This is a genomic window from Novosphingobium guangzhouense, assembly GCF_002896965.1.
GTDB lineage: Bacteria > Pseudomonadota > Alphaproteobacteria > Sphingomonadales > Sphingomonadaceae > Novosphingobium > Novosphingobium guangzhouense.
The window spans coordinates 368,475-377,228 of sequence record NZ_LYMM01000002.1; the positions used below are offsets into that span (position 1 = coordinate 368,475).

Here is an 8,754-nt window from a genome sequence, read left to right on the forward strand (position 1 = left end):
TGTCTGCCACCTTCCCGCCACATTCAGGACTTGTTCAAGCCTTCAAGTTTAGGCACCGAAGCCGTGATGAAAAGGATTTCGACCCTCCTTGCGGCGCTGGCCGTGCTTCCCGCCCTGATGGCACCTGCGGCGCATGCTTCCGGCGGCGAGCAGGGCGAACTGCGTCGTGAACGCCGTGCCGGCAACGTGCTCCCCCCGCGCGAGATCGAACGCGAAGTGCTGCCGCGGATGGCCGGGATGCAGTACATCGGCCCGGAATACGACCCGGCTGCAATGACTTATCGCCTGAAGTTCATCAAGAACGGCAAAGTCTACTTTGTCGACGTCGATGCCCGCACGGGGCGCATCATCAGTCAGTCGCGCTGAGGGTGCCGGAAGCGGTATCCCGATGGAGGCAGAGCGGGAACCTGTGCGCTTTCCGTTGCTTGACCGTTACAGCCTTTCGGCCCATCTCCATCCCGTTCATATTAGGAGGACGGTAAATTGCGCATCCTGATCGTCGAGGATGAGCCCACCCTGGGCAACCAGCTCAAGACCACGCTGGAGCAGAACGGCTATGCCGTAGACCTCTCCGCCGATGGTGAGGACGGGCATTTCCTCGGCTCAACCGAAGATTACGACGCGGTGATCCTCGACCTCGGCCTGCCCGAGATCGACGGGCTGACCGTGCTGGGCATGTGGCGCCGCGAAGGGCGCACCTTCCCGGTGCTGGTGCTGACCGCGCGCGACAGCTGGTCGGACAAGGTTGCCGGTCTCGATGCCGGGGCCGACGACTATCTGGCCAAGCCGTTCCAGACCGAGGAACTCATCGCCCGCCTGCGCGCGCTGATCCGCCGCGCTTCGGGCAACACCTCCAGCGAACTGACGGCGGGGCCGGTGCGCCTCGATACCCGTTCGGGCCGCGTCACGCTGTCCGGCGAGCCGGTCAAGCTGACCGCGCAGGAATACAAGCTGCTGTCCTACCTGATGCACCACAAGGGCAAGGTGGTCAGCCGCACCGAACTGATCGAACATATCTACGATCAGGATTTCGACCGCGATTCGAACACGATCGAGGTCTTCGTCACGCGCATCCGCAAGAAGCTGGGTGCCGATGTCATCACGACGATCCGCGGCCTTGGATACAGTCTCGACGATCCCGCCGAACCAGGCCGCGGCTGAGCCGGCCCTGGCGGGAGGCCCCGGTGGCGCCCCTGATGTTCGCGTGAAGCGGGCCGGCAGCACCGGCTCGCTTGCGCGGCGCATGATGCTGATCGCGGCGGGATGGATATCGTTCCTCCTGCTTGCGGGCGGGCTGGCGCTTGACCATACCGTTACCGGCATCGTTACGCGCAACTTCGACGAACAGCTGGGCTACATGCTGACCGGCATGATCGGTTCTGCCGAAATTTCGCAGGACGGCGAGGTGTTCTTCATCCGCCCGCTTGGCGACCAGCGCTTCCTTGAGCCCAATTCGGGTCTTTACTGGCAGATCCGCGCCAAGGGGCACGAGGATTTCCCCTCCCGCTCCTTGTGGGACCGCAGCCTGAGCGTGCCGGACGGCCATTTCGACGCCGAAACCCACGTCTACGACAGCTTCCAGTTCGAGGGTGAGCCGCTGCGTGTGATGGAACGTTCCATCATCCTGCCGGGCAGTGATGCCAAGTGGATGTTCACCGTCGCCGCCAGCCGCAAGGATCTGGACGACCAGATCAAGATGATCCGCTCGATCCTTGTCTACAGCTTCGTGGCGCTTGGCGTCGGCCTGCTGCTGATGGCGGGAATGCAGACCTGGTACGGCCTGTTTCCGCTGCGCCACGTGCGCCGCGCCATCCAGAAGCTGCGCACGACCGGCGCCAGCCGCGTCAACGATCCGCTCCCGCGTGAAGTCGAGCCGCTGGTGAACGAACTGAACGCACTGCTCTCCCATACGGAGCGGCAGGCGGAGGAGGCGCGTACCCATGCGGGCAATCTTGCCCATGCGCTCAAGACCCCGCTCACGGTGGTGATGAACGCCGCCACCGCGCAGGCGCCCGATCTTGCCGACACGGTGATCCGGGAGGCGGCGGTGATGCGCCGTCAGGTCGATCACCACCTTGCAAGGGCGCGCGCCGTCGGTCGCCGCGCGGTCGGCCAATCGCGCGCGGACGTCTGGCCCAGCCTGGAAGCCGTCATGCGTGCAGTCGAACGGCTGTACGACCAGACCCGCTTCGACCTGGACGGCAACCACGAGGTTGTCGTTGCCATGGAGAAGCAGGATCTGGAGGAAATGCTGGGCAACCTGATCGAGAACGCTGCCAAGTACGGCGGGGGCAGTGTCTTCGTCACCGTCGATGCGGCGAAGAACGAGCGGTTCTGCGAAATCTGGATCGAGGATGACGGCATGGGCATCCCCGAAGCCGAACGCACCCGCATCTTCGATCGCGGTGCACGGCTGGATACCGGCAAGCCCGGCACCGGCCTTGGTCTTGCGATCGTGCGCGACGTGGTGGAGATTTACGGCGGCGCCGTCGAACTCGACGAGAGCGAGGATCTGGGCGGGCTGCTGGTGAAACTGAAGCTGCCGCGCATCGGTGGTTGATAGATTTCCGGGGTAACCCGCCCTGCCATGGGTTGCGGTCGCGGGCAGGGGGGCTATCTGCGCCCCATAGCCAATTCAGGAGCATTCATGAGCAAGCCCATCAACGTCCCGCTGACCTCGGACGAGATCGAAATGCTGGTAGACGCACTGGAAGTCGATCTTGAGGGATACCTCGAATCGGCCAAGGAAGCGCGCGGCAACGGAAACCGCGATGACGTCGCCACCTTCACCGAAGCGGCAACGCGCATCCAGACGCTGATGGCGCGCCTGCAGGATCTGGTGGAAGAGTAAGTCTTAAATTCCTCCCTGAGACACGCTCGGGGAGGAATTCCTCAACCTTCGTTCTTGGCGCGTTCGTGGTGGCGGATCACTTCGTCGATCACGAAACGGATGAACTTTTCGCCGAAATCGGGATCGAGATGCGCGTCTTCCGCCAGCTTGCGCAGGCGGGCGATCTGGCGTTCCTCACGGCCGGGGTCGGAGGCGGGGAGATCGGTCTTCGCCTTGTATTCACCCACGGCCTTGGTGATCCGAAAGCGTTCGGCCAGCATGTGGATCAGCGCGGCATCGATATTGTCGATGCTGGAGCGGAAACCCGCGAGCACGGGGTCGACAGTGCCGACGGTCGAAGAAGTCTGCTGAGTCATCGCAGCGCCCGCTAGCACGCCTTTCCCTCTTCTGCCAATCGGGTTGAGGGCACGGCTGATACCGTTTGCACTTGCGTTGCGGGCGGCTTCGCCCCAAAGCGCGCAGCGATGAGCGCAGATATCGTCCCCCTGCAGACGCGCAGGCAGCAACCCTCCCTTGCTCCCATGCTGGCGCTTACCGCGCCCGGCATGAACAGCGTCAATGCCGTCATTCTCGACCGCATGCAGAGCGAGATTCCGCTGATCCCCTCGCTTGCCGGGCACCTGATATCGGGTGGTGGCAAGCGCATGCGGCCGATGCTGATGGTCGCGGCGGCGGAATTGTGCGGCTATCAGGGCACGCGCCACCACAAGCTGGCCGCCGCCGTCGAATTCCTGCACACCGCGACGCTGCTTCATGACGACGTGGTGGATGGTTCCGACATGCGCCGTGGCAAGGCCGCGGCCAACATCGTGTTCGGCAACCCGGCGACCGTGCTGGTGGGCGACTTCCTGTTCACCCGCGCCTTCGAACTGATGGTCGAGGACGGCAGCCTCAAGGTTCTCAAGGTCTTCTCCAAGGCCAGCTCCATCATTGCCGAAGGGGAGGTCGATCAGCTGACCGCCCAGCGCCGGATCGAGACGAGCGAGGATCATTACCTCCAGATCATCGGCTCCAAGACTGCCGCGCTGTTCGCCGCCGCCACGCGCATTTCCGCCATTGTTGCGGAAAAGAGCGAGGCTGAGGAACTGGCGCTCGACGCCTATGGCCGCAATCTGGGCATCGCGTTCCAGCTGGTCGACGATGCGATCGACTACGATTCGGAAGTGACCGAATCGGGCAAGGACAAGGGCGACGATTTCCGCGAGGGCAAGATGACCCTTCCGGTGATCCTGGCTTATGCGCGCGGCAATGCGGAAGAACGCAAGTTCTGGGAAGAAGCCATCGCCGGCTTCCGCACCGAGGACGAAGACCTTGCCCATGCCGTCGAACTGATCAACCGCCACGGCTGCGTCGAGGCGACCCGTGAACGCGCCCGGCTCTACGCCCAGCGCGCGATTGATGCGATCGCAGGCTTTCCGGCGGGCGAGGCGCGCAACGCCATGGCCGAAGCGGTGGAATTCGCCGTCGCGCGGCGGTACTGATCCCGGCATCGTCGAAAGCCGCAGGATGACTGTTTCGCCACAATCCACACCGATTGCGACAGTCTGAAACAAAGCCGTAATTGCAGCGCGAGCATGGCTCGCTTATTGAGGCGCGCCATGCCCTCCTATGCCGACAGGGGCGGATACCAGTCCGGTTCGCCTCGCCAACGCCTGATTTCCTCGCTGCTGTCTGCGGCGATCATCATCGTTGCCCTGTTGATAGCGCTGTACCAGACTACGGTTGCGCCTTTGAAAGAGAAGGCGAAGAACCCCGTCACCTTCAACATCGAGGGCGAGGATGCCGATACCGGCGCCAAGGCTTCCGAACCGGCCAAGAAGGCCGAAAAGGTCGAGAAGGAACAGCAGCCAAAGGTCGAGGTCGAAACCCCGGTCCAGCAGCCGGTCGAACGACCGACGCAGGCGCCGGAAAAGCCCGCCTTCAGTTTTCTCAAGATGTCGAAGTCCGACATGGCCGCAGCCGATATCGGCGGCATGAAGAGTTCGGGCAGCGGCAGTCCTTCCGGCGGCGGCAACAACGGCTCCACCTATGGTCCGGGCGAAGGGCCGGGCGGCGCGGTGCTGTACAACGCAGACTGGTATCGCCGGCCCACCGACGCGCAGCTTGGCGGCTACATGCCTGCCAATGCGCCGCCGCAGGGCTGGGGCATGGTGGCCTGCCAGACCATGGAGCACTACCGGGTCGACAACTGCCAGATCCTTGGCGAATCGCCGCGTGGTTCGGGTTATGGGCGCGCGGTGCTCAATGCCGCGTGGCAGTTCCAGGTGCTGCCGCCCCGGATCAACGGCAAGCCCCAGATCGGCGAGTGGGTCCGTATCCGCATCGATTACGGCGTTCGCGCAGCCGGTTGAACCGGCGCGGCATCGGTTTGCCAGCGCGGAGAGCCGGGCAGGCCAAGATATTCCAGAAGCACGTCCAGCGGCATGGGTCGGGCGATGAAGTAGCCCTGCGCAAGCGAGAACCCGGCCAGCCTTGCGCTTACCAGCTGATTTTCCGTCTCGATGCCCTCGATCACGCAGTCCAGCGAGAGCGAGCGGGCAAGGTGGCGAATGGCGGTGATCAGCCGGCGGCCGGCGGCTTCGTCCAGCCGCGTCGCGAAGCTGCGGTCGATCTTGACCATGTCCAGCGGCAGCTGGTGCAGTGAAGAGAGGCTGGAATACCCGGTGCCGAAATCGTCGAGGGCAATGCGCATGCCCATCTCGCGCAGTCGTTCAAGGGCGGCGCTGGCGATCGCGAATTCGGATATCAGCGAGGATTCGGTGATCTCTATCAGCACCCGGCGCGGGTCGCAGCTTGCGCGCTGCACGCGTTCGAGCAGCGCGTCGATGGTCGCCGGATTGCAGATATCGTTGCCGGAAAGGTTGAAGGACAGGCGAAGCGCCGGAGGAAGCCGGGCGAGCGCGTCAAGCGCCTTGTCGAACAGGGCCAGCGTCACTTCGCGCGCACGTCCGATACGCTCTGCCGAGGCGATGAGCAGTTCGGGCGATACGTCGCCAAGCCGCGGAGAACGCCAGCGGGCAAGGCATTCGACGCCGACAGTGTCGAGATCGTCGGTAGCCACGATGGGCTGATAATGGAGTGACAGTTCGCTTTCGAGGTCAGCGACCTGCAGCGCTGCATCAAGCGACTGTTCGCTGCGGATAAGCCGTTCCAGCTCCTGCGAAAACAGCACGCATTGCCCGCGCTTGTGGTTCTTTGCATGGTAGAGCGCGAAGTCGGCGCGGTCGAACAGCAGGTGCGCGCTTGTTGCCGTCTCGGGATAGACGGCGAGCCCGGCCGAGCATCCCACCGATACCATGACGTCGCCGATGCGGGCGGGTTCGCGGATCGCGCGGCAAAGGTCGTTCGCAACCTGCTCTGCCTGAGGCGGGCCGCTCATGACGATCACGCCGAACTCATCCCCGCCCAGCCGCGCGACGATGGCGTCGGGCGGGCACACGGCATTCATGCGCGCGCCGATGATTTCCAGCAGCCGGTCGCCGTGCGCATGGCCGTGCGTGTCGTTGACCGGCTTGAAGCGATCAAGGTCGATCAGCCCGACGCTGAAGCGGTCTCCGGGACCGGCGCGCTCCAGCAGTCCCTCCAGCGTCGCGAAGAAGAAGCGGCGGTTGGGCATCCCGGTCAAGGCATCGGTCTGGGCCAGCCGGGCATTCTCCTCACCCAGTATCTGGGCCTGCTGTCGCTGCGCATTCAGATCGCGCTGCGACGTTTCGAGATCGACGAAGGAACTATAGGAATCACGCAGGATCTTCAGGATGCCGATCGCAACAAGGGTAATGTTCGTCGCGATGGCGATCAGCACCTCGGTCCCCGCAATCAGCGAGTAGGCCAGGAAGGTGCCCAGCACCGTGACGCAGACCGAAAGCGCTGCGCGGGGCAGGAAGCCGAGGCAGAAGACGCAGCCCAGCACCGTCACCGATATGAAAACCGCGACGTGGCCGTGCTCGTAAGGTCCACCGTACTGGTCGAGCGCGAGGGACCATGCGACGAAAGCCATGGAGAAGCCGACGGCAAAGGCATGGGTACGGCGCAGGCGATGCCGGACGGCGTCGAGTTCGAGGTCTGCCGGCTTCACCGGCCGCGCCCAGCGTATCATCCGCCACAGACACGCGACGATCAGAATGCTGGGGATGGTATAGACAAGAACAGCCGGCGCCAGATGCCGATGCGTAAAGGCAAGGACAGCGGCATTGACCGCCAGCAGGCCGAAAAGTGGCGGAATATGCTCCCGCAGGCGCAGATACTGCGCCACGCTGAGAGGATACTGACCGGCAACAATCATGCTGTGCGCATCTGGGGTTCGAGAGTGGAGGGCTCGCAAGTGGTCCTGCATACTATGCAAGTCTTTATGAAAAGTGGACATGCGACCAGAATGATCCCGCTTCCGGCGCGCGCCTTTGATTTTACGCAAGCCCGGAATGTTCTATGGGGCCGAGCGTGAACACGCTTCCCATCCATGCCGTCCTGCCCGATCTGCTTGGCGTCCTGCGTTCCGGCACGGGCGCGGTCCTGATCGCGCCACCCGGCGCGGGCAAGACCACCGCGCTTGCTCCGGCGCTGCTGGGGGAGGACTGGTGCGACGGCACGGTGATCCTGCTTTCCCCGCGCCGCGTTGCCGCGCGCGCCGCGGCAGAGCGCATGGCAGAGCAACTGGGAGAGGCCGCGGGCGATACGATCGGCTATGTCACCCGTCTTGACGTCAAGCGCACCAGCCGCACGCGGGTGGTGGTGATGACCGAGGCGATCTTCGTTTCCACGATCCTTGCCGATCCGGAGCTGCCCGGCGTTTCGGCGGTGCTGTTCGACGAGGCGCACGAACGCCATCTCGACAGCGACCTTGGGCTTGCCCTTGCCATCGAAAGCCGCGCGGTGCTGCGCGAGGATCTGCGCGTGGTGGTGATGTCGGCCACGATCGACGGTACGCGCTTTGCGCGCCTGCTGGGCGACGGCACCCCGGTGATCGAAAGCGCGGGCAAGGCGTGGCCGCTGGAACTGCGCTGGCTGGGTCATGCGCCCGACCGGCGGGTGGAGGATGCGGCGGTGTCTGCCGTGCTGACCGCATGGCGCGAGGCGCAGGGCGATGTTCTGGCTTTCCTGCCCGGCGTGCGAGAGATCGAGCGGGTGGCAGAGGCGCTGGCGCAGAAGCTGCCTGCAGCGCTGGTGCTTCCGCTTCATGGCCAGTGCGATCCGGCCGCGCAGCGCGCCGCGATCCGGCGCGATCCCGAAGGCCGCCGCCGGGTGGTGCTGGCGACGGCGATCGCCGAAACCTCTCTGACGCTGGACGGCGTTTCGGTGGTCGTCGATGCTGGACTTTCGCGCCGGGCGGAGTTCGACAAGGCGGCGGGGGTAACCCGGCTCGTCACGCACCGGGCCAGCCGCGCCTCTGCCGCGCAGCGTGCAGGCCGCGCCGCGCGGCAGCAGCCCGGCGTTGCCTATCGCCTGTGGGAAGAGGCGGCCCATGCCGGACGGCCGGAATTCGATCCGCCGGAAATGCTGACCAGCGATCTTGCGCCGTTGACCCTTGCGCTGGCGCAGTGGGGGGCAGGCGACCCGGAGGCGATGGCCTGGCTCGATCCGCCGCCGCCTGCTGCTCTGGATACGGCGCGCAAAGGGCTTGAGGCGCTGGGCGCGCTTGACGGGGCAGGGCGGATCACCGGCTTCGGTCGCAAGATCGCCAGCCTGCCGATGGACCCCGCGCAGGCGGCGATGATCCTGCGCGCAACCGAATACGGTGCGGGCGATGTCGCCGCGAAGCTGGCGCTGCTGCTGCAGGAACGCGGGCTGGGCGGCCGTAGCGACGATCTTGTGCAGCGTCTGTCGCGCTGGGACGCGGACCGTGCGCCGCGCGCTCAGGCTTCGCGCAAGCTGGCGGCGGGTTGGGCGCGCCGCGCGGCGGGGCTGGT

9 protein-coding genes are annotated in these 8,754 nt (G+C 65.0%); 7 read left to right on the forward strand and 2 right to left on the reverse strand.

Features of this window, described 5'->3' with window-relative positions; all coding sequences use genetic code 11:
* The first annotated feature begins 66 nt into the window (after positions 1-66).
* The 4 genes from A8V01_RS03340 (at position 67) to A8V01_RS03355 (ending at position 2,851) form a co-directional block, all read left to right on the forward strand.
* Positions 67-366: a PepSY domain-containing protein gene (locus A8V01_RS03340; protein ID WP_103094561.1), complete on the forward strand. Its 300-nt coding sequence runs from the start codon at positions 67-69 to the stop codon at positions 364-366.
* A gap of 117 nt (positions 367-483) precedes the next feature.
* On the forward strand, positions 484-1,161 hold the full coding sequence (locus A8V01_RS03345; RefSeq protein WP_008832032.1) for a response regulator transcription factor: 678 nt from the start codon (positions 484-486) through the stop codon (positions 1,159-1,161).
* Positions 1,162-1,204: 43 nt separating this feature from the next.
* Positions 1,205-2,560: a sensor histidine kinase gene (locus tag A8V01_RS03350; RefSeq protein WP_425437251.1), complete on the forward strand. Its 1,356-nt coding sequence runs from the start codon at positions 1,205-1,207 to the stop codon at positions 2,558-2,560.
* Between the two features lie 87 nt (positions 2,561-2,647).
* A complete protein-coding gene (locus A8V01_RS03355) occupies positions 2,648-2,851 on the forward strand; it encodes a hypothetical protein (protein ID WP_103094562.1) in 204 nt (67 codons plus the stop codon).
* Positions 2,852-2,892: 41 nt separating this feature from the next.
* On the opposite strand, the gene A8V01_RS03360 is transcribed toward A8V01_RS03355, so the two are convergent.
* Positions 2,893-3,207 (reverse strand): chorismate mutase, encoded by a 315-nt coding sequence (locus tag A8V01_RS03360; RefSeq protein WP_008832035.1) that lies wholly within the window; start codon positions 3,205-3,207, stop codon positions 2,893-2,895.
* A gap of 108 nt (positions 3,208-3,315) precedes the next feature.
* Here A8V01_RS03360 and A8V01_RS03365 point away from each other — a divergent pair, with 108 nt between their 5' ends.
* The gene (locus A8V01_RS03365; protein WP_103094524.1) at positions 3,316-4,332 is read left to right on the forward strand and encodes a polyprenyl synthetase family protein; all 1,017 of its coding nucleotides are present in this window, start codon (positions 3,316-3,318) and stop codon (positions 4,330-4,332) included.
* A 117-nt stretch (positions 4,333-4,449) separates the two neighbouring features.
* Positions 4,450-5,202, forward strand: coding sequence for an energy transducer TonB (locus A8V01_RS03370; protein ID WP_211294944.1), 753 nt, complete (start codon positions 4,450-4,452; stop codon positions 5,200-5,202).
* Here the strand turns inward: A8V01_RS03370 and A8V01_RS03375 are convergent.
* On the reverse strand, positions 5,178-7,133 hold the full coding sequence (locus tag A8V01_RS03375; protein ID WP_211294945.1) for a putative bifunctional diguanylate cyclase/phosphodiesterase: 1,956 nt from the start codon (positions 7,131-7,133) through the stop codon (positions 5,178-5,180). The genes A8V01_RS03370 and A8V01_RS03375 overlap by 25 nt on opposite strands.
* 155 nt (positions 7,134-7,288) lie before the next feature.
* On the opposite strand from A8V01_RS03375, the gene A8V01_RS03385 reads away from it, so the two are divergent.
* The coding region (locus A8V01_RS03385) for a helicase-related protein (protein WP_146037166.1) at positions 7,289-8,754 on the forward strand (1,466 nt) is incomplete at its 3' end.